18 protein-coding genes are annotated in these 17,809 nt (G+C 58.7%); 12 read left to right on the forward strand and 6 right to left on the reverse strand.

The genetic code is table 11. From position 1 onward, the window contains the following. Positions 1 to 104 precede the first annotated feature (104 nt). On the forward strand, positions 105 to 1,514 hold the full coding sequence (locus ACTJKV_RS03465) for a chloride channel protein (protein WP_440598447.1): 1,410 nt from the start codon (positions 105 to 107) through the stop codon (positions 1,512 to 1,514). On the opposite strand, the gene ACTJKV_RS03470 is transcribed toward ACTJKV_RS03465, so the two are convergent. Then, positions 1,457 to 2,236 carry a DUF3750 domain-containing protein gene (locus ACTJKV_RS03470; protein ID WP_440598448.1) on the reverse strand — a complete coding sequence of 260 codons (780 nt, stop codon included), beginning with the start codon at positions 2,234 to 2,236 and terminating at the stop codon, positions 1,457 to 1,459. The genes ACTJKV_RS03465 and ACTJKV_RS03470 overlap by 58 nt on opposite strands. A gap of 71 nt (positions 2,237 to 2,307) precedes the next feature. Here ACTJKV_RS03470 and ACTJKV_RS03475 point away from each other — a divergent pair, with 71 nt between their 5' ends. Continuing rightward, positions 2,308 to 3,318 carry an asparaginase gene (locus ACTJKV_RS03475; protein WP_440598481.1) on the forward strand — a complete coding sequence of 337 codons (1,011 nt, stop codon included), beginning with the start codon at positions 2,308 to 2,310 and terminating at the stop codon, positions 3,316 to 3,318. A 58-nt stretch (positions 3,319 to 3,376) separates the two neighbouring features. Here the strand turns inward: ACTJKV_RS03475 and ACTJKV_RS03480 are convergent, their stop codons facing one another. After that, positions 3,377 to 4,036: a glutathione S-transferase family protein gene (locus ACTJKV_RS03480; RefSeq protein WP_440598449.1), complete on the reverse strand. Its 660-nt coding sequence runs from the start codon at positions 4,034 to 4,036 to the stop codon at positions 3,377 to 3,379. 377 nt (positions 4,037 to 4,413) lie between these two features. On the opposite strand from ACTJKV_RS03480, the gene ACTJKV_RS03485 reads away from it, so the two are divergent. Continuing rightward, complete coding sequence (locus ACTJKV_RS03485) at positions 4,414 to 5,826, forward strand: diguanylate cyclase domain-containing protein (protein WP_440598482.1); 1,413 nt, start codon at positions 4,414 to 4,416, stop codon at positions 5,824 to 5,826. Between the two features lie 36 nt (positions 5,827 to 5,862). On the opposite strand, the gene ACTJKV_RS03490 is transcribed toward ACTJKV_RS03485, so the two are convergent. Beyond that, positions 5,863 to 6,369, reverse strand: a complete 507-nt coding sequence (locus tag ACTJKV_RS03490; protein WP_440598450.1) for a MarR family winged helix-turn-helix transcriptional regulator — start codon at positions 6,367 to 6,369, stop codon at positions 5,863 to 5,865. A 110-nt stretch (positions 6,370 to 6,479) separates the two neighbouring features. On the opposite strand from ACTJKV_RS03490, the gene ACTJKV_RS03495 reads away from it, so the two are divergent. Further along, positions 6,480 to 8,000 carry an MDR family MFS transporter gene (locus ACTJKV_RS03495; protein WP_440598451.1) on the forward strand — a complete coding sequence of 507 codons (1,521 nt, stop codon included), beginning with the start codon at positions 6,480 to 6,482 and terminating at the stop codon, positions 7,998 to 8,000. On the opposite strand, the gene ACTJKV_RS03500 is transcribed toward ACTJKV_RS03495, so the two are convergent. Then, positions 7,969 to 8,799, reverse strand: a complete 831-nt coding sequence (locus ACTJKV_RS03500; RefSeq protein ID WP_440598452.1) for a GGDEF domain-containing protein — start codon at positions 8,797 to 8,799, stop codon at positions 7,969 to 7,971. The two genes, ACTJKV_RS03495 and ACTJKV_RS03500, sit on opposite strands and share 32 nt — an antisense overlap. A gap of 139 nt (positions 8,800 to 8,938) precedes the next feature. Between ACTJKV_RS03500 and ACTJKV_RS03505 the strand changes: the two genes are divergently transcribed. From ACTJKV_RS03505 to ACTJKV_RS03525, 5 genes are all read left to right on the forward strand, one after another. Next, positions 8,939 to 9,949, forward strand: coding sequence for a ligase-associated DNA damage response exonuclease (locus tag ACTJKV_RS03505; protein ID WP_440598453.1), 1,011 nt, complete (start codon positions 8,939 to 8,941; stop codon positions 9,947 to 9,949). Positions 9,950 to 9,951: 2 nt separating this feature from the next. Continuing rightward, on the forward strand, positions 9,952 to 11,577 hold the full coding sequence (locus ACTJKV_RS03510; protein WP_440598454.1) for a cisplatin damage response ATP-dependent DNA ligase: 1,626 nt from the start codon (positions 9,952 to 9,954) through the stop codon (positions 11,575 to 11,577). Between the two features lie 92 nt (positions 11,578 to 11,669). After that, on the forward strand, positions 11,670 to 12,608 hold the full coding sequence (locus tag ACTJKV_RS03515; RefSeq protein WP_112952219.1) for an alpha/beta hydrolase family protein: 939 nt from the start codon (positions 11,670 to 11,672) through the stop codon (positions 12,606 to 12,608). Between the two features lie 102 nt (positions 12,609 to 12,710). Next, positions 12,711 to 13,595 carry a L,D-transpeptidase gene (locus ACTJKV_RS03520; RefSeq protein WP_112359440.1) on the forward strand — a complete coding sequence of 295 codons (885 nt, stop codon included), beginning with the start codon at positions 12,711 to 12,713 and terminating at the stop codon, positions 13,593 to 13,595. 194 nt (positions 13,596 to 13,789) lie between these two features. Next, a complete protein-coding gene (locus tag ACTJKV_RS03525) occupies positions 13,790 to 14,527 on the forward strand; it encodes a L,D-transpeptidase (RefSeq protein WP_082447247.1) in 738 nt (245 codons plus the stop codon). Positions 14,528 to 14,671: 144 nt separating this feature from the next. Here the strand turns inward: ACTJKV_RS03525 and ACTJKV_RS03530 are convergent, their stop codons facing one another. After that, on the reverse strand, positions 14,672 to 15,118 hold the full coding sequence (locus tag ACTJKV_RS03530; RefSeq protein WP_062425824.1) for a MarR family winged helix-turn-helix transcriptional regulator: 447 nt from the start codon (positions 15,116 to 15,118) through the stop codon (positions 14,672 to 14,674). 351 nt (positions 15,119 to 15,469) lie between these two features. Here ACTJKV_RS03530 and ACTJKV_RS03535 point away from each other — a divergent pair, with 351 nt between their 5' ends. The 3 genes from ACTJKV_RS03535 to ACTJKV_RS03545 all read left to right on the forward strand — a co-directional run bounded on the left by ACTJKV_RS03535 (position 15,470) and on the right by ACTJKV_RS03545 (position 17,120). After that, complete coding sequence (locus tag ACTJKV_RS03535; RefSeq protein WP_062425823.1) at positions 15,470 to 15,895, forward strand: organic hydroperoxide resistance protein; 426 nt, start codon at positions 15,470 to 15,472, stop codon at positions 15,893 to 15,895. Between the two features lie 120 nt (positions 15,896 to 16,015). Further along, positions 16,016 to 16,396, forward strand: a complete 381-nt coding sequence (locus ACTJKV_RS03540) for an MbcA/ParS/Xre antitoxin family protein (RefSeq protein ID WP_062425822.1) — start codon at positions 16,016 to 16,018, stop codon at positions 16,394 to 16,396. Further along, entirely contained in the window at positions 16,356 to 17,120 is a 765-nt protein-coding gene (locus ACTJKV_RS03545; protein ID WP_440598455.1) for an RES family NAD+ phosphorylase, read from the forward strand. The genes ACTJKV_RS03540 and ACTJKV_RS03545 overlap by 41 nt, the downstream gene beginning before the upstream one ends. Before the next feature lie 22 nt (positions 17,121 to 17,142). Here ACTJKV_RS03545 and ACTJKV_RS03550 read toward each other — a convergent pair whose 3' ends face one another. Further along, the gene (locus ACTJKV_RS03550; RefSeq protein WP_274103888.1) at positions 17,143 to 17,709 is read right to left on the reverse strand and encodes a GNAT family N-acetyltransferase; all 567 of its coding nucleotides are present in this window, start codon (positions 17,707 to 17,709) and stop codon (positions 17,143 to 17,145) included. Positions 17,710 to 17,809 lie beyond the last annotated feature (100 nt).

Below are 17,809 nucleotides of genomic sequence, written 5' to 3' on the forward strand. Positions count from 1 at the left end.
ATACGTAAATCTGCGCCTTTCCATGGCATTTGTCAAAGATATGGTTGCAATCGGGACTTTCGGGTCTGATAAGAAACCTCTCCATTGAAATGCAGAAACGTACCATGCCCGCCACTTACAAGAACATGAAAATGGTCCGCCGTTCCCGCGTCATGTGGGGATCGTGGCGGATCTGGAAGCCAAGAGCCGTTTTCTGGCTCGGCGCCATTGCGGTAGGGCTGATCAGCGTCGCCTTTGCCAAGGCGGCAGATTGGGCGCAGCACGTTTTTTCCGCAACCACATCGTCAGGCGAGTGGGCATTCCTTTTGCCGCTCATCATCACGCCGCTCGGCTTCGTCATCTGTGCGTGGTTGGCACTCGTGGTGTTTCCAAATTCCGGCGGAAGTGGCATTCCGCAGGCCATCGCCGCGCGCCATTTCCATCATGACGAAGACCGGTCTCGCCTGTTGTCGATCAAGCTTGCCGTCGGCAAGATCGTGCTGACGGTTGTTGGTCTCATGTCCGGCGCATCCATAGGGCGCGAGGGGCCAACGGTACAGGTCGGCGCCTCGATCATGCTTCTGGCCGCACGGGTTGGCGGCATGGCGCAGGCGAGGGGTCTGATCCTCGCCGGATCGGCAGCAGGGATCGCTGCGGCCTTCAACACACCACTTGCCGGCGTCGTCTTTGCGATTGAAGAGATGAGCCGGTCCTATCAGTCCCGCGCCAACGGCCTGGTGCTGACCGCCGTCATCCTCTCGGGTTTGGCATCGCTCGGACTAGTCGGCAGCTACACCTATTTCGGCACTAGCACCGTCATGATGCAAACGGGGAAGGATTGGAGCCTCGTTCTCATCTGCGGTATCGGCGGCGGCTTTCTGGGTGCCATCTTCAGCGCGGGCGCGCTTCGTGCCTCGCAGCGCATTCGCCGGTGGGCGCATACGGTTCCGTTGAAGCGCATGCTGATTGTTGCAGCCGTCTGCGGCTTGGCCTCAGCCATCATCGGCGTCCTCAGCGGTGGTGCGACCTTTGGCACTGGCTATGAGCAGGCGAGGGCGGCCGTCGAGGGTGAGCCCGCGCCGATGTTGTTCTTTGCCGAGAAGCTGATGACGACATTCCTTGCCATGCTGTCGGGCATTCCCGGCGGCATATTCGCCCCATCGCTTTCCGTGGGTGCGGGCTTCGGCAGCACCGTCTCTTCTCTTCTTGGCAGCAGCATCGCGCTCGGCGCCATCCTTGGCATGGCAGGTTATTTTGCCGGTGTCGTTCAGGCCCCGATGACGGCTTTCGTGATTATTCTGGAAATGACGGGCAATCACGATGGCGTCATCGCGATCATGGCCGCGTCGATGCTGGGCTACCTGACCTCACGAATGATCTCTCCTGAGCCCCTCTACCACGGCCTGTCGCGCGTCTTCATCGCGCAGGGAATCAGGGCAAGGCGCGCGAGTGAAGCCGAGCACCACGAAAGCGATGCTCAGGCAGAGCCGGGTGCGCGCTCCGGCGCCGGTTCGAACGGGTTGACGCCGAAGTAACCGAGCCCTGGGATTTTGATGCCGGGGTTCTGGACGTCGATGCCAGCGACAAGGCCGAGGAAATTGATTTCAAAGCCGCTGCGTAAACCGGCGGACAGTCCAAACAGTCCACCGAGCGAAATGCTGACATCCTTCCAATCCTCGGCAATATGAACGAACTCGCCGTTCGGCAGGTAGTCGCGACCGACAGCGTCGGGCGGCAACACCACGCCGAGTTCCGGCACGCTGCGCAGAACATGGGCAATAAAGGTATTGGAATTGGGGCCAGGGTAAATCCGGTAGCCCCCTGCCTTGGCGTAAGGATAGTCGGCGATCGCCTGCTGGATTTTCGGGATCAGCCTCTCGGCTTCGTCACCGTGCAGTTCCAGAACCTTGCGGGGCATGTTCGAATACCAGTAGGCATCCGGCGCGTAGGCATTGCGGCGGATAGGCGAGCCCCAGCCGACCTTGTCGTAGCGCTCATAGCTCGCAGCACCTTCCGGCTTCATCACGATCCAGGCGTGGCTGGCAATCGAGCCTTTGAAGCCGCCGGTCATGGCCGAATAGACATAGATCGCCGCGGGCTTGTCCATGGCCGCTTCCGGCAGAATGCCCGCGGAAGACCAGCGCGCATTGCGGTAGCCGGTCGGATGGTCCTTCATCACCCACAGACCCGCAGAGGCGAGGGCAGGCAGGAGATAGACGAGAAAAACGACGGCCAGAAACCGCTTGGCAAATTTCAATGGAGTGCCCCGTGCATGATGCGAACAATAGGATTAGATAGGGATCGCATTTCGAATTTTTTGAGGCTGGCATCACGCACAACCCCGTTACCGTTGAGGTCACCCGCGGCAACCTCGTCGAAAGCCGCCATCGAGGCATGGCCGTCGTGGTGGATGGCGATGGCAAGGTTGTCTTTTCGGCAGGCGATGCTGAGAGCGCGGTCTTCCCGCGTTCCGCATGTAAGGCCATGCAGGCCTTGTTCATGGTGGAAAGCGGTGCTGCGGATGCTTACGGTTTCGGCAACCGAGAGCTCGCACTCTCCTGCGCATCCCATTCGGGAGAAGAGGCGCACGTGGAACTGGCGGCATCGATGCTCGCAAGAGCGGGCCATGATCTCAGCGCGCTGGAATGTGGTGCGCACTGGTCGCTCGACCAGAAGGCGCTGATAGGCCAGGCGCGCGGCATGGAGAAGCCGACGGCGCTGCACAACAACTGTTCCGGCAAACATTCCGGCTTCATCTGCGCCTGCAGCCATAATCGCATCGAGACGAAAGGTTACGTCAATGCCGAGCACCCGTTGCAGCGCGAAATCCGCGCGACCATGGAAAGCCTCACGGGCGCTGCCATCGCCGAGGACAGTTGCGGCATCGATGGATGCTCCATCCCGGCCTATGCCGTACCGCTAAAATCACTGGCGCACGGTTTTGCCAAGATGGCGACCGGGCAAGGGCTGGAGCCGATCCGCGCTCAGGCCTCGCGCCGCCTGATCGAGGCTTGCATGGCAGAGCCCTTTTACGTCGCGGGAACGGGCCGCACCTGCACAAAGCTCATGGAAATCGCCCCGGGTAAGATTTTCGCCAAGACCGGCGCCGAAGGGGTTTTCGTCGGCATCCTGCCGGAGAAGGGATTGGCCATCGCGGTCAAATGCGAGGACGGCACGACCCGTGCCGCCGAGGCGATGATTGCCGCTCTACTGGCGCGATATTTCGATAAGGAGAGCGTGGAAGCGCATGCCCTCGACTCGATCGCGAACCGCTCCATGAAGAACTGGAACGGCATCCATGTCGGTGACATCCGTGTAACGTCGGCTCTAACGCCTTGATTCAACGGATCGTACTTTCCGGAAATCGATTCCGATTTCCGGGTCGATGCTTGAGCGCTTAAGCCGGTTCGGCAGCTCTCGCATCCCACATTGCCTTGAAGGCTGGGCGGGACTGGCAACGCTCCAGCCATGCCTTCACGGCAGGATGCGCATCAAAAAGCGGCGCTTGCGCCTGCGCGTAGCGAACCACTTCCGCAGCGTTCAGATCGGCAACAGTGAAGCGGTCGCCGACCAGATAGTCTTTGTCCGCCAAGTGCTGTTCCAGCACGCGGAAGGGCCGGCGCAACATGCGCGCTGCTACCTCGATGACGGCCTTGCCGGTTTCGCTGTCGGCCAGGCCCTCGGCAAAGGTCGAGGAAATCTTCAGCGCAGTCGTCTCGATTTCCGTCGCGGCGAAGAAGGACCATTGCAGCATATGCGCATCTTCCGCCGCGTCTTTTGGCGCGACGGAGGTGCCGTATTTCCGCGCCAGGTAAAGATTGATCGCCATCGACTCGTAAAGCACCATGCCGTCATCCTCGATGCAGGGGATCGTTCCCATCGGGTTGATGGCCAGATAGGAGGGCGTCAGCGTGTTGAGCGGCGCATCGGCTGCCATCGGGTCGGCGAGCCGCCGCGCCTGGATGACGGGCACATGGTCGAACGCAATATCCAGTTCTCCTGCAAGCCATAATGTCCGCGTGGCCCGGGAGCGATAGACGCCATAAATTGTCAGCACTGCAAAACCCTCTCATGTTTATAGGACGTTAGAGACATTTCTGGCCGAATCCAACGTTTATGTCACGTTTCGACAGGAGGTGTAGTTCAGCTGGCGAGATTCTGATATATGTAGGAATTCTAATAAAAAGAATGCAATATTAGTAGTATTACTAGGAGAGCGCCGCGGTGACGGCAGACGGTAGAGACTGAATTTTGTTAATTCAGTATAAGTATATCTTCTATAGGCTAAATCCCATTGCTCTCCAGCCCGTTTGTGCTGACCATCGATCATAAGCAAATGCACCAGACTGAAGAATTTTAATGGAGTTTTATAAGATGCGTGAAGAAAACGGTCCAATACCGTCAACATCATCGGCGCCATCTCTCCAAATCCCGATGTCTTACATCCACCGGCACGGTCTGACTTTCTTGCTCGATAACGTACCCGAAATGGTTTTCATCAAGGATTGCGAAGGCCGGTACGAGTACATGAACGCCGCCGCCCTTGCCTCACTCGGCCACGAGCGGGATTACTTGGACGGGCGCACATTGACGATCTTCGACCTCGCGCCGAAGCAAGTTGCCGATTGTATCGATCGCCTGGATCGCCGCATCCTTTCCAACAATACCAATGTCTACGATGCCGAAGAGCCGATCGCCGCAGACGACGGAACAACACGCTGGTACTCCGGCACACGCATCATTCTACGCGATGATGATGGTACGCCGGTAGGGCTTGCCGGCGTTTCACGCGAGATCACCCTGACCAAGCGTCAAGAAACCATGCGCAAAAGCCATGCTGCTCTCCTGGAAATGATCGTCAAGGGAAAGCCCCTCAAGGATATCCTCGCCGCCGTGGTGCGCGAGGTCGAAAGCCTGCTGGACCATGTCTGTGGTTCGGTTCTCTTGCTGGACGAGAAGACGGCATTGCTGCGCAACGGCGCGGCACCGTCGCTACCGAAAGAATACGTGTCGAAAGTGGATGGTGTTCCCGTTGGGCCGACCAATGGCTCCTGTGGCACGGCCGCCTTTCGCAAAGAGCCTGTCTATGTCAGCGACACGCTGGAAAATCCGCTCTGGACCAATTATGTCGAAGCGGTCAAGCCCCATGGCCTTCGCTCCTGCTGGTCCACGCCTGTCATAGGCAACAACAACGTTCTGCTCGGAACATTCGCGCTCTACTCCAAAGCGGTTCGCATGCCGACAGAGACGGAAAAAGAAATCATCGACATGGCAACCAATATTGCCGGGATCGCGATCGACCGCCGCCGCGCCGAAGAACGTGTGCATTACATGGCCCACCACGATCCGTTGACCGGTCTGTCGAACCGCAATCTCTTCTGGGGCCAGTTCCGCCGAGCGCTTCACGAGGCCAAGCGGGAGGGTCGTCTGGTGGGAATCACCTATCTCGATGTCGATAAGTTCAAGCAGATCAACGATCTTCACGGACATGCAGCAGGGGACGATGTTCTTCGTGCCATCGCCGAACGTATCACCAAAAACGTTCGCGCTTCGGATATTGCGGTGCGCCTTGGTGGTGATGAGTTCGCCATCATTTTCAGCAATCCCAAACGAGATGAAGCCGGGGTGATGACGCGGCTTGAAGCCATTCGCCAAGCGGTGCAGGAGCCGATCGCAATTTCGACAGGCGCGATTACTGTGACCTGTTCGATGGGAACGGCGTTCTATCCGACCGATGGAACGACGCCGGAGAACCTTTTGGCCCGCGCTGATACCGCCATGTACGAGGCGAAGAGGGTTGGTCGAGACGCTGCGAAAGCCGGGCCAGAGGTTGGAAGCGCCGCGTAACGCGAAAGACGAATCAGGCCTTTGACGGCCAGCGCTCTAGGTGCGCGCATCCGGAGCAAGGCGCGTCTCGAAGCGTCCGATGAAGCGGTCGAAAAGCGCGGCGAAGGCGGCCACATCCTCCTGCGGCCAGTCACTGACCACATCTTGGATGATTGCGATCTTGGCGTCGCGCATATCTTCGAGAATACTGCGGCCCAGTGCCGTGACAATAATCACGCTGCGCCTGCCGTCTTCCTGCGACACATCCCGTTGCAGCAGCCCTCTGCCAACCATATCTGCGACCAGACGGCTTCCACGTGATGGATCAAGCCGCATGCCTTCGGCGATTGAGCCGACCGTCGCGTCACCTTGTGTCCGATGCACCACATCCAGAACATCAAGATGCGAGAGATCAAGCCCTGGTGCGAGCTTCGCAATCGCCGTACGACCGATGACACGCCGGCCGATCATGATGCGCATGCGTGTCATCGTGTGGCTGATAGCCAGCACGTCATCCTGAACGGACACGCTCCTATCGGCGCGCTTGAGGATCTGATTGTTCATGTGATGCCCTCGCTCCTAACCAAGCACAACATACATCAATACTTGGAAAGATGCCATTGACATATATGTGCCAAAAGCACATAAATTGACGCCTAACGCGAGGCCTTTCCATGGATATGTCGGTGAACTCTGCGGCTCCACTCGTGACGGAGCCCCGTCGCAGACTTATTGTCTTTCTCTTTCTGATGCTGGCCATGTTCATGGCGACGCTGGATAACCAGATCGTCTCCACCGCCTTGCCGACCATTGTGGGCGAGTTCGGCGCGCTTGAACGCTTCGGCTGGGTCGGCTCCGCTTATCTCCTGGCCACCAGCGCCGTCATGCCGGTTTATGGAAAGCTCGGCGACCTCTTTGGCCGCAAATATGTGATGATCTTTGCCGTCGTCCTCTTTACCATCGGTTCGCTTGCCTGCGGCCTGGCCTGGTCGATGGATTCGTTGATCGCTGCCCGCGTTCTTCAGGGCCTTGGCGGCGGCGGTATCATGGTTTCGATCTTCTCCGTCAACGCTGATCTGTTTGCCCCGCGTGAACGCGCCCGCTATCAGAGCTATTCGAGCCTCGTGATCATGGCATCCGGCAGTGTCGGACCGATCCTGGGCGGCACGATGAGCGATCTCTTCGGCTGGCGCTCCATCTTTCTCATCAACCTGCCCATCGGCATTGTCGTGCTGCTGGGTCTTGCCTTTCTCCTTCCGTATCGTCGACCCGACCGTCAGCCGAAGATCGATTACGTCGGTGCCGTGTTGCTGGCAGCCGCAATTTCCAGTGTTGTGCTTTGGGCTGACAGCGCTGAACTCTTCGGTTCGCTGATCGCCTGGCAGAGCCTTGCGATCATCGCCTTCGCCATTGTCTGTGCCACTCTTTGGGTACAGGTGGAGAAGCGGGCACCCGAGCCGATCGTGCCGCTGCGCTTGTTCAAGGATTCGACCTTTCCTCTGCTGATGATCATTTCGATCGTCAGCGGTGGACTCGGCATCGGCATGGTCAATTATTATGCCCTCTTCCTGCAGACGACGACGGGGCTTTCGCCTTCTGAAGCAGGCCTCTTCTTCATCGCCGTCACTGGTGGCATCGTCATGGGATCTCTGACGGCAGGCCGGCTGATTTCGAAGACGGGAAGCTACAAGCCGTTTTCGATCATCAGCCTGTCGATTGCCGTGATTGCGATGCTGTCGCTCTCGCAGGTCCATGCTGGCACACCCCTGGCGATCATCGCTGCACTGTTGTTGCTGCAAGGACTTGGCGTCGGCCTCGGCCAGCAGGCGCCGATCATCGGCGTGCAGAATTCCGCGGCGAAAGCCGATATCGGTGCGGCAAGCGGCGCCGTTACCCTGACGCGTATGGGCGGTGCGGCACTTGCGATCTCCATCTACGGCGCGGTCATATCCTCAAGTCTCAAGGGGACCGGCGCCGATATCCAAGGGGTTGGCAACATTCAGGAACTGACACCCAAAATGCTGGCGCAATTGCCTGCCGCCTCGCAGCACGCCGTGGCCGATCTTTATGCCGCCGCCTTCACCCCGCTTTTCCTCGTCGCGGCTGCAACGGCGGTGATCGGTCTGGTCGCTGCGGTGATGCTGAAGAATGTCCGGCTGCCGATCAGCATGGAACAGAAGGCGCCGCAAGACTGAAATCTGGCGGCATCGGTATCGATATGTCCCGACCGATGACGGCCCGGTTGCGGCCGTCTCGTTTGGCCTCATACATGCGCAAGTCTGCCTCTTTGAGGAGAACGTCCGCATCGCAAAGTGCGGAAAAACTCGCTGTCCCTATGCTGATGCTGAGCTCCACGATCGCGCCGGACTCCGTCAGAAGTGGCGTCGAGGACACCGATTTCAGGAACACGGTAGCCATACGGTCGATCTCCGCCGGCGAAGTGACGCCATCAAGGAAGATGACGAATTCCTCGCCGCCGATGCGCCCAAGGAAATCTTCTGGTCTCAGACCTTTTCGCAGCGCCTTGGCAATCGTCTGCAAGGCCTGATCCCCGGTCCGGTGGCCGAAACGATCGTTGATGGACTTGAAGTGATCCGCGTCGATGAAGAGCACGCTGCCTTCGGTGCTGGCACGCTCGCTCATGCGCTGCATGAAGCCGATACGATTATAGGCCTCGGTCATGGGATCGCGCAGGGACGCCTCTATGGCGGCAGCGTGGGCGGCAACCAGATCGCGATGCAGACTATCGAGTTCCAGATGAGAGCGGGTGAGGGCGGCGCGGGCCTGTTTCAAACGCTCCAGCTGATAGAACTGAACGCCGCTGGCTGGTCCGGCAATGGCGATCGGGCAGATGACTGCCATCAAGAGACCGACACCTTCCACGGTGCCACCCATCTGCGGAACGAGGACTGAAACGATCAGCAGAGACGCCGCCAGAGATCCGAAAGCTGCGAGCGTGGCGCGAAAGATGATGCGTGACCAGAACCCCTTCATTGTGCCGATACCCCTTTTGCCGGCAAAACCGCTTCCCCCGCCAAACCGTTTCGCACAGAATGAACCTTATTCCGCACGGTTCGTTTTGTCTTGCGCAAGAAGTTTTGAAGCATCGTAAATTTCGGTCGATCCCGACGCCATGAAACCAGAAAAACTGCTCAGCCCGACACCGAAGGGGCTTTATTGCCCGGTGGGTGACTTTTACATCGACCCGGTGAAGCCCGTGCCGAAGGCTTTGATCACCCATGGCCACTCGGATCACGCGCGGGCGGGACACGAGAAGGTGCTGGCGACGCGCCAGACGCTCGACATCATGCGCTTGCGGTATGGCGAGGATTCTACCGTCAGCGAACAGGCCATCGACTTCGGAGAGACCGCGCAAGTCAATGGCGTGACCGTCGGGTTTCATCCGGCCGGACACGTACTCGGCTCCGCCCAAATCTCCATCGAATATGACGGTCTGCGTATCGTCGCGTCGGGAGACTATAAGCGCGGCGTTGATCCCACCTGCACACCCTTCGAGCCGGTTCCCTGCGACGTCTTCATCACAGAGGCCACCTTCGCGCTTCCGGTCTTTCATCACCCGGCACCAGCCCGCGAGATTGCCAAGCTCCTGACATCCATTCGCCAGTTCCCCGAGCGTACACATCTTGTCGGCGCCTATTCGCTCGGTAAAGCGCAGCGCGTCTTGCGACTGCTGCGCGACAACGGCTATTCCGGGCCGGTTTATATTCACGGCGCTCTGGCAAAGCTCTGCGATTATTACGTCTCCCAGGGTATCGATCTTGGTGATATTCGCCCCGCCACATTGGAGAAGAGCAACCCGGCGCAGTTCAAGGGTGCGATCGTCGTTGGCCCGCCCTCGGCGTTCCAGGAACGTTGGGCGCGTCGTTTCAACGAACCGCTCATTGCCTTTGCCTCGGGTTGGATGATGGTGCGCCAGCGCGCCAAACAGGGCGGTGTCGAATTGCCGCTGGTCATTTCCGATCACTGCGACTGGCCGGAACTCTTGGAAACGATCAAGGAAGTCGCGCCATCGGAAGTGTGGGTCACGCATGGCCGTGAGGAAGCACTTGTGCGCTGGTGCGAACTTCAGGGCATTCCGGCCCGTCCGCTGCATCTCGTCGGCTATGAAGATGAGGGGGATTGAGCGTGAAAGCCTTTGCAACCCTTCTCGACCGTCTTGTCCTCACGCCATCCAGAAACGGCAAGCTGACGCTTTTGACGGATTACTTCCGTGATACGCCCGATCCCGATCGCGGATACGGGCTTGCGGCGATTGCAGGCACCCTCGATCTGAAAAGCGTAAAACCGGCCTTGCTTCGCGAACTGGTTCTGGAGCGCATGGACGAGGTCCTGTTCCGCTACTCCTATGACTATGTCGGCGATCTGGCCGAGACGATTTCGCTTGTCTGGGATACCAGCCAGAACGCCGATCTGCCCCAGGCCAACGATCCGAGCCTCGGCGAAGTCGTGCGCAAGATCAACGCGCTCGGCAAGACGGAAGTGCGCGGCGCGGTGCGAGAGCTTCTGGATCGGCTGGATACATCCTCGCGATTCGCCTTCCTGAAGCTCGTCACCGGCGGTTTGCGCATCGGGATGTCCGCGCGTCTTGCCCGGCAGGCGCTTGCGGACTTCGCCGGCAAGGACATTACCGAGATCGAAACGCTCTGGCATGGTCTGGAGCCGCCTTACGAACCGCTCTTCGCCTGGCTTGAGGGAAAGACCGACCGGCCGCTTCTCGCAACGCCTGCCATCTTTCATTCCGTCATGCTGTCGACGCCGGTCGGCGACAACGATCTTGCCAATCTGAATCCGCAGGACTTTGCGGCAGAGTGGAAATGGGATGGGATCCGCGTCCAACTCTCCCGCGCTGGCGACACCCGCAAACTCTACTCGCGCTCCGGCGATGACATTTCAGGCGCCTTCCCGGATATTCTCGAGGCTGCGAATTTCGACGGCGTCATCGACGGCGAACTTCTGATCGGTGGAACGGCGCGCTCCAACAGCGCCACGCGAACCTTCTCAGACCTTCAGCAGCGGCTGAATCGCAAGACGGTGACCGGCCGGATGCTGGAGGAGTATCCCGCCTTCATCCGCGCCTATGACCTGCTGTTCAAAGGCGAGGAGGACATTCGCGGCGAGACCTATCTCGAGCGACGCCAGCACCTGACCGATCTCATCGAAACCGCCCCGCACGACCGCTTCGATCTTTCGCCACCGGTACCCTTCACCAGCTGGCAGGAACTTGACGATCTACGCAAAGCGCCACCCGATCTGGTGATCGAAGGCGTGATGATCAAGCGCAAGGACAGCGTCTATCAGGCGGGACGCGCCAAGGGTCCGTGGTTCAAATGGAAGCGCGACCCATTCAATATCGATGCGGTGATGATGTACGCGCAGCGCGGCCACGGAAAGCGCTCAAGCTACTATTCCGATTTCACTTTCGGCGTCTGGGCAGACGGTGAAGATGGCGAACAACTCGTGCCCGTGGGTAAAGCCTATTTCGGCTTCACCGATGCGGAGCTTGAGGTTCTCGACAAGTTCGTCCGCGACAACACCGTCGAACGCTTTGGTCCGGTGCGCGCCGTGCGCGCCACGCCATCCTTCGGTTTCGTGCTGGAAGTTGCGTTTGAGGGCATCAATCGCTCGGCTCGCCATAAATCCGGCGTGGCGATGCGCTTTCCACGAATCGCACGGTTGCGTGCAGACAAACTTCCCTCCGAAGCCGATCGGTTGGTCACTCTGATGGCGATGGTCGATGAACGGGAGGCTTGAATGCAGATGACGGTATTAAAGAGAAACATTAAGTAGACAATTGGACATTCCGGTGCTGAAATTGTGCTGTGCAACGCTGATCGGATTCCCACATGACAGACAAGCGCATGGATAAGATTTTTCCTTTTTCCCCCACACGCCGCGCCCTGCTGGCGGGTACATTCGGGCTGGGTGCAGCGGCTCTGATGCCGAAAGGCGCGCATTCTGAAGTGGATCTGCCGCCGGTTCTGCCGCTGGAGAATGAGGACTACGCCAGGGCGCGCGAAAGATTTCAAACGCATCTGCTGCGCAAGATGTCTGCACCTGAAAAATCCGAGCCGCTCGGAACACCACCCGGTGCACGGCGTGTGACCTATCCCGGTGGCCCGAACGGCTCCATCGAGCTCGTTGCCTGGTTGTCGGAATATGTTCCGGAAAAGAAGCTCAAGCCCGCCGTTCTTTTCCTCCATGGAGGCAACGCGACTGGCGATGGTCACTGGGCATTGATGAAGCCCTATTGGGAGGCAGGCTTTGTGGTGATGCTGCCATCCTTCCGCGGCGAAAACGGCCAGAAGGGATATTACTCCGGCTTCTACGACGAGACCTCAGACGCGCTATCCGCCGCCGAGTTTCTCGAGAACCTGCCTGGCATCGACAAGGATCGCTTCTTCCTGGCCGGTCACTCCAATGGTGGTACGCTCTCCCTGCTCGCGGCGATGACACGGAAATTCCGCGCAGCCGTACCGGTCTCTGCGGGTGTCAACTCCTGGCGCTACTTCAACCGCTATACGGATGAACTGTGTTTCGACGAGAGCAATCAGCAGGAGTTCATCATGCGCTCCTCGGTCTGTTTCGGTCATAGCCTCAAATGCCCGACTCTGTTGCTGCGCGGCACAGAGGAGCGACCGTTCGACGCTGATCATAAGCTTCTCGTTGAACGCGCAACGGCCGTGGGTACCAAAATCAGCCACAGGCTGCTGCCCGGCACGCATAATGGCGTCGTGCCGCATGCGGTGGACGAGAGCATCCGCTTCTTCAACAACTTCGTCTGAAGTCCTGCGCGGTTAGCGCGACGCGGTCATCACCCATCTATCCAGCCTCGCGCCAGCCGCGCGAGTCATTGTGCCGCCAGTGATCTATCTTGAAGCGGTTCGATGATTGTATTTGCCCTGAAGACCCTCCGCCGATTTGCCTGCGTGTTGATGACAGCGCCGCTCCTGAGCGGTTGCCTGTTCATCACTGACACCAGTCGCATGAACGCCGATGTCTTCGTGAAGGAGACGGCACCCGTCTTCAATTACAACAATGTCGGTTCGATCCCGCGCGAGCCGCTGCCGCAGACGCCAGGCTCGATCAACAGCCGACCGCCGGATCTCTTCCGATCCCAGTTCCAGCAGCTTTATGGCCCGCCAACGACGGCACGCCCTGGACCGGCGCTATCTCCTGCCTATCGCGACAGGACGATGGGATACGGCCTGCCGGTCTCCAATCCGCTTCATCGCGCCATGTATGATGTGCTGTCGGATGACGGCCATACACTGCCTGCCATTCCCTATAGTCGCATCGATCCGCGGTTTCTGCGGCAGGAGGTCAGCTACCAGACGGCGGAAGCGCCGGGCACCATCGTCGTCGATACGAGACAGCATTTCCTGTATCTGGTGCAGCCGGGCGGCAAGGCGGTTCGCTACGGTGTCGGGCTTGGGCGATCGGGCTATGCCTGGTCAGGGCGAGGCGCCATCCAGTGGAAGGCCAAGTGGCCGCGCTGGACGCCACCCGATGAAATGGTGCAGCGACAACCGGAGCTCGCGTCGATCTCGGCGGCGCGCGGCGGCATGGTTCCTGGTCTGAATAACCCGCTCGGTGCGCGGGCTCTTTACATTTTCAAGGACGGCAAGGACACGCTTTACCGTGTGCATGGAACGCCGGACTGGCAATCGGTCGGCAAGGCGACCTCGTCCGGTTGCGTCAGAATGCTCAATCAGGATGTGATCGATCTTTACGATCGCGTGCCGCAGGGCGCACCGATTGTGGTGATGTGAACACGACCACCGGTAAAAGCATCCCGCCGGTGCGAATGTTGCAAGGCTGCAACTGGTTTTCAGTATGTCTTAACCACTATAGCAATAGCTGATGTATCGTGGAACAAACGACGTACGGCGAGATTGAAACGCAGGCTCTGCACGCTTCGGTACAGTGCCTCCCTCTTCGCCTCCGATGTGAGAAAACCGGACTTATGATGAGCACCGACAGAGATCTTTCAAGACGGACTTTCCTTTCCCTTCTGGGCCTTTCTTCCGCGTCGCTGTTGGCGGGTTGTGCATCATCCGGTGTCGGCCCCTATGACAGCACGCAGCCGCTCGGTTTCGCCGGTGGCGTTGCCAATGATTTCCGCCAAATGTTCTCCTCCGGTATTTCGGACGCTGAGCTGGCGGTGATGTATGGCACGGTTGAGGATGGCGGTTTCGTTATCCCGGCAGTGCCGTATCAGAAAATCGATCGCCGCTATTACCGCCAGCGGGTCGTGGACCCGACAGGCGAGCGCCCGGGAACGGTCGTCGTCGATACGCGCTCGCGCTTCCTCTATGTGGTGGAGCAAGGCGGCACGGCGATGCGTTATGGCGTCGGCATCGGTCGCGAAGGCTTTGCCTGGTCGGGCGAGGGCGTCATTCAGTGGCGCCAGAAATGGCCGAAGTGGACGCCGCCGGATGAGATGGTGGCGCGTCAGCCGGAACTGGTCAAATATTCCGCAAGGAATGGCGGCATGGAGCCTGGCCTGAAAAACCCACTCGGTGCACGCGCGCTCTACATTTTCCAAAATGGCAAGGACACGCTCTATCGTCTGCATGGCTCGCCGGAGTGGAACTCCATTGGTAAGGCCGTGTCGTCTGGCTGCGTTCGCCTGATGAACCAGGACATTATCGACCTTTATGATCGCGTTCCAAACAAGGCGCGTGTGGTCGTCTGGCAGTAAGCGGTCTCGCTTCGACTATCCACCACCCTCAAGCTTTGGCTTTGAGGGTGGTGCAAACATGTCCTGCAACAGCACAGGCCTGTTCCCGTCTTCGCCAGCTTGAATGGCGAAAAGGTGCTGCGACGAGGGGCGACGCGATCGATACTACGCCCGCGCCAGATTGTCCTTCAGAGAATTCAACCGATCCCGAATTTGCCCGAGCTCTTCGAGGCTGCATCCTGTCGCTTCGCCGATGGAGCGCATGACGTGCACTGCCTTCTTCTTCATGTCGGCGCCCTCCGGCGTCAGGCTGATCACGACCTGCCGCTCATCCTGCTTGCCACGCTTGCGGGTGATGAGACCTGCCTGTTCCAGCCTTTTCAGGAGAGGGGATAGGGTGCCTGAGTCGAGGCCGAGCATTTCGCCCAGCGCCTTCACCGTGGCGTTGTCTTCCTCCCACAGCGCCATCATCACCAAATATTGCGGGTATGTGAGGCCAAGCGGCTCCAGCAACGGCTTGTAAGCCCGCGTAAACGCATGGGCTGCGCCGTAAAGCGCGAAACATATCTGCACGTCCAGCCTTAAAAGGCCTTCCATTGTCCCGTCGTCCATTCGTGTGAGCTCCAAAATGCGCTGTTGAAGCGCTCTCCTGCTGCTCGGACAGCCTTCATCGGAAAGAGTTTCACCAGAATAGAAGCATCCATGGCGTCCATCTCTTAGAGATCGACTGCCGATGTTTCTCCATTCTGCGAAATTCCGTTCCGGCGAAGCAATTCCGCGCGGCAGGGAAGCGCTCTAGGGAACATTTTATCCCGTCACTCGGTTCCTGCTGCATGCGAAGGCCGAGCAATCTTATTAACCTTATCGCAGAGACAAGAAAATTTTTCAATGCGCAAAATTGTATTGCGCGCAATTGAATAACGCGCTACAAGATACCCAACGCAAACCAAGGGAGTACATGACATGCCAATTCTTTACACAACCAAGGCGACCGCAACCGGTGGCGGACGCGAAGGCAATTCCAAGACCGAAGACGGTGTTTTGGACGTAACCTTGACGGTTCCAAAGGAACTCGGTGGTAACGGTGCTCACGGCACGAACCCAGAGCAGCTTTTCGCAACCGGTTACTCTGCCTGCTTCCTCGGCGCTCTGCGCGTTGTCGCTGGCAAGGAAAAGGTAAAGCTGCCTGATGATACGGCCGTGACGGCAAGCGTTGGCGTCGGCCCACGTGAAGATGGTGGCGGTTTCGGCATCGACGTGTCGCTCAAGGTCAACATCCCAGGCCTCGACAAAGCAACCGCAGAAGATCTCGTGAAGAAGGCACACATCGTCTGCCCATATTCTCACGCTCTGCGCACCTCCACGGAAGTGCCAGTTTCGGTTGAATAAAGGTTTTGACTGCCACCGTTCAGCTGGTGGCGTCTGCTCGAGCGGCCGGTTGCCCCCAACCGGCCGTTCTTGTTTTCTGAAAGAGATCCGTTATATTCTTTCTCAGGAAAGGATTTGGCGATGAACATTCAGCTTAAGCCCACGGCGGCCTCCCAAGAGGGAAGGGTCATCACGAAAGCCGCTCTCGCGGCGTCGGAGCGACTTGGCCTGACCGCAGCACGCCTTTCAGACATTCTCGGCATTTCCGCGCCCACGGTATCGAGGATGAAGAGGCAGGATTTTTGTTTGGAGCCTGGCAGCAAGCCGTTCGAACTTGCCGTGCTTCTGATCCGTGTTTTCCGCTCGCTCGATGCCATCGTCGGCGGGGATGACACAGTCTCGCGTGCCTGGCTTCAAAACCACAATGACGCGCTCGCGGGCGTGCCTGCCGAAAAACTCACCTCGATCACCGGATTGCTCGATGTCCTTTCCTACCTGGACGCCAGACGCGCTCCGCTCTGAAAGCCGCCCGTCGTCAGGACGCTGGTGGCGCCTCGTCGAGGCGCAGCACCGTGTTTCCACTATGAAGCTCGTCGATACCGTCGATGAGCAATCTCTGCTTGAAGATATTCTGGAAAGCAGCAAGCGGCGCTTTCCGCCGGAATGCGCAGGTCTCGATTATCTGCTGGCGACACCCTTCCGCTATGATTCTGCCTATCCCTACGGCTCCCGCTTCCGTCGAGCTGGCTTTACCAAAGGCGTCTTTTACGCCGCCAAGAGAATAGAGACAGCGCTGGCCGAAATGGCTTTCTACCGCTTGCTGTTCTATTTTGAGTCACCTGCAACGCCCATGCCCGTCAATGCGGCGGAGTATACCGCCTTTGCCGCCGACATTCAGACAGATGCGGCAATCGATTTGACCAGGCCTGCGCTATCGCGCGATGCTTCTCTCTGGACCGACCTCAACGATTACGCACCATGCCAGGCTTTGGCAGATGCGGCGCGCGAGGCGGACCTTCAGGCAATCCTCTATCGCTCGGTGCGCGATCCTGGAAAAGGCAAGAACATCGCTCTGTTAACGCCACTCGGCTTCAACTCGAAGCGTCCAGTGGCTCGCTCCAGCTGGCGCATTCGCCTGTCGAAAATGGGCATACAGGCGCTGTGCGAGCAGCCGGTCCAGCGTATCGGCTTTTCCTTGAACGATTTCTCCGCCGATCCGCGAATTGCTAGACTTCTGAAGGTCTGACCCGCAACGAGGACCGCTTCAATCATCTCGACGCAAGCCCATTCCATTCCGATTTGAGAATGGCGTAGATGAACTCGTCGCCCCACGCCCCGTTGAAGCGGTCATTCTGAATGAGGTGGGCCTCTTTGCGCATCTTCAACCGCTCGACAATGCCGATTGAGCCTTGGTTCTGTGCATCCAGTCTCGCGAAAATCCGGTGATAGCCGAGGTCCGCAAAGCCGAGGTCGATCATGGCACGCACCGCTTCCGTCGCGTAACCTTTGCCCGCATAAGCCGGGTTGAAGATATAGCCGACCTCTGCCTGCAACGCCTCCGTGCTGGCGATCTTCAGAAGAACTTCACCGAGGAGCGCGCCATCGTCGCGGCGCGTCACAGCCAGCCGCAGAACATCGCCGTCCTTACCGAACGGGGCCGAGAGGACGGTATCGAATTGCGTCCTTAGCGCATCGCCGCTTGGCGCGTCTGCATAGAGAAACCGATAGACCTCAGAACGGCTGTGATAATCGGCATAGGCGCTGAAATCGGCAGGTATGAAACGGCGAAGAACAAGGCGCTCGGTTTCCATTGGAAGCAAGATGGACGTGATCATGCGTCTCCCTGGAGCATGGTCCGCGCAAACCGTGCGCCGGTTTTGCGATAAGGACATGCGACAAAAACAAACTGAAGTGTAAGGCGCGAATCTGAAAGAT

The sequence above is a fragment of the Agrobacterium sp. 22117 genome (assembly GCF_052045735.1).
Lineage (GTDB): Bacteria > Pseudomonadota > Alphaproteobacteria > Rhizobiales > Rhizobiaceae > Agrobacterium > Agrobacterium cavarae.

Excerpts from the sequence above, each read along its gene's own strand:
- ACTJKV_RS03465 (WP_440598447.1), top strand. The coding sequence starts at position 105 with ATGCCCGCCACTTACAAGAACATGAAAATGGTCCGCCGTTCCCGCGTC.
- ACTJKV_RS03485 (WP_440598482.1), top strand. The coding sequence starts at position 4,414 with ATGTCTTACATCCACCGGCACGGTCTGACTTTCTTGCTCGATAACGTA.
- ACTJKV_RS03490 (WP_440598450.1), bottom strand. The coding sequence starts at position 6,369 with ATGAACAATCAGATCCTCAAGCGCGCCGATAGGAGCGTGTCCGTTCAG.
- ACTJKV_RS03495 (WP_440598451.1), top strand. The coding sequence starts at position 6,480 with ATGGATATGTCGGTGAACTCTGCGGCTCCACTCGTGACGGAGCCCCGT.
- ACTJKV_RS03500 (WP_440598452.1), bottom strand. The coding sequence starts at position 8,799 with ATGAAGGGGTTCTGGTCACGCATCATCTTTCGCGCCACGCTCGCAGCT.
- ACTJKV_RS03505 (WP_440598453.1), top strand. The coding sequence starts at position 8,939 with ATGAAACCAGAAAAACTGCTCAGCCCGACACCGAAGGGGCTTTATTGC.
- ACTJKV_RS03515 (WP_112952219.1), top strand. The coding sequence starts at position 11,670 with ATGACAGACAAGCGCATGGATAAGATTTTTCCTTTTTCCCCCACACGC.
- ACTJKV_RS03520 (WP_112359440.1), top strand. The coding sequence starts at position 12,711 with ATGATTGTATTTGCCCTGAAGACCCTCCGCCGATTTGCCTGCGTGTTG.
- ACTJKV_RS03525 (WP_082447247.1), top strand. The coding sequence starts at position 13,790 with ATGATGAGCACCGACAGAGATCTTTCAAGACGGACTTTCCTTTCCCTT.
- ACTJKV_RS03530 (WP_062425824.1), bottom strand. The coding sequence starts at position 15,118 with ATGGACGACGGGACAATGGAAGGCCTTTTAAGGCTGGACGTGCAGATA.
- ACTJKV_RS03535 (WP_062425823.1), top strand. The coding sequence starts at position 15,470 with ATGCCAATTCTTTACACAACCAAGGCGACCGCAACCGGTGGCGGACGC.
- ACTJKV_RS03540 (WP_062425822.1), top strand. The coding sequence starts at position 16,016 with ATGAACATTCAGCTTAAGCCCACGGCGGCCTCCCAAGAGGGAAGGGTC.
- ACTJKV_RS03545 (WP_440598455.1), top strand. The coding sequence starts at position 16,356 with ATGTCCTTTCCTACCTGGACGCCAGACGCGCTCCGCTCTGAAAGCCGC.
- ACTJKV_RS03550 (WP_274103888.1), bottom strand. The coding sequence starts at position 17,709 with ATGATCACGTCCATCTTGCTTCCAATGGAAACCGAGCGCCTTGTTCTT.